Origin of the sequence: Streptomyces sp. 8N706 (assembly GCF_052245415.1) — a bacterium.
Classification (GTDB): Bacteria; Actinomycetota; Actinomycetes; order Streptomycetales; family Streptomycetaceae; genus Streptomyces.
Window position 1 is genome coordinate 1 of record NZ_JBQQBW010000235.1, and the last position, 1,618, is coordinate 1,618.

Below are 1,618 nucleotides of genomic sequence, written 5' to 3' on the forward strand. Positions count from 1 at the left end.
CGGGTACCGGAATATCAACCGGTTGTCCATCGACTACGCCTGTCGGCCTCGCCTTAGGTCCCGACTTACCCTGGGCAGATCAGCTTGACCCAGGAACCCTTAGTCAATCGGCGCACACGTTTCCCACGTGTGTATCGCTACTCATGCCTGCATTCTCACTCGTGAACCATCCACAACTCGCTTACGCGGCTGCTTCACCCGGCACACGACGCTCCCCTACCCACCCGGACCCGCGTTAGCGGTAATGTCCGAGTGACACGACTTCGGCGGTACGCTTGAGCCCCGCTACATTGTCGGCGCGGAATCACTTGACCAGTGAGCTATTACGCACTCTTTCAAGGATGGCTGCTTCTAAGCCAACCTCCTGGTTGTCTCTGCGACTCCACATCCTTTCCCACTTAGCGTACGCTTAGGGGCCTTAGTCGATGCTCTGGGCTGTTTCCCTCTCGACCATGGAGCTTATCCCCCACAGTCTCACTGCCGCGCTCTCACTTACCGGCATTCGGAGTTTGGCTAAGGTCAGTAACCCGGTAGGGCCCATCGCCTATCCAGTGCTCTACCTCCGGCAAGAAACACACGACGCTGCACCTAAATGCATTTCGGGGAGAACCAGCTATCACGGAGTTTGATTGGCCTTTCACCCCTAACCACAGGTCATCCCCCAGGTTTTCAACCCTGGTGGGTTCGGTCCTCCACACGGTCTTACCCGCGCTTCAACCTGCCCATGGCTAGATCACTCCGCTTCGGGTCTTGGGCGCGCTACTGAATCGCCCTCTTCGGACTCGCTTTCGCTACGGCTTCCCCACACGGGTTAACCTCGCAACACACCGCAAACTCGCAGGCTCATTCTTCAAAAGGCACGCAGTCACGACGCAAGGACAAGTCCTCGCGCGACGCTCCCACGGCTTGTAGGCACACGGTTTCAGGTACTATTTCACTCCGCTCCCGCGGTACTTTTCACCATTCCCTCACGGTACTATCCGCTATCGGTCACCAGGGAATATTTAGGCTTAGCGGGTGGTCCCGCCAGATTCACACGGGATTTCTCGGGCCCCGTGCTACTTGGGTGATTCTCAAACGAGCCGTACAGATTTCAGCTACGGGGGTCTTACCCTCTACGCCGGGCCTTTCGCATGCCCTTCGCCTACCCATACGGTTTCTGACTCGCCGACCAACCGGCAGATTGATCAAGAGAACTCCCACAACCCCGCATGCGCAACCCCTGCCGGGTATCACACACATACGGTTTGGCCTCATCCAGTTTCGCTCGCCACTACTCCCGGAATCACGGTTGTTTTCTCTTCCTGCGGGTACTGAGATGTTTCACTTCCCCGCGTTCCCTCCACACTGCCTATGTGTTCAGCAGCGGGTGACAGCCCATGACGACTGCCGGGTTTCCCCATTCGGACACCCCCGGATCACAGCTCGGTTGACAGCTCCCCGGGGCCTATCGCGGCCTCCCACGTCCTTCATCGGTTCCTGGTGCCAAGGCATCCACCGTGCGCCCTTAAAAACTTGGCCACAGATGCTCGCGTCCACTGTGCAGTTCTCAAGCAACGACCAGCCACCCGCCACCCCACCTGAAACAGGCGAGTACACCGGGACCGGCATCACGAAG

The 1,618-nt window shown here is 58.3% G+C and carries 1 rRNA gene; it reads right to left on the reverse strand.

Annotated elements, in window-relative coordinates:
- Positions 1-1,521, reverse strand: a 23S ribosomal RNA gene (locus ACTWQE_RS34020); the annotation flags it as partial.
- Positions 1,522-1,618 lie beyond the last annotated feature (97 nt).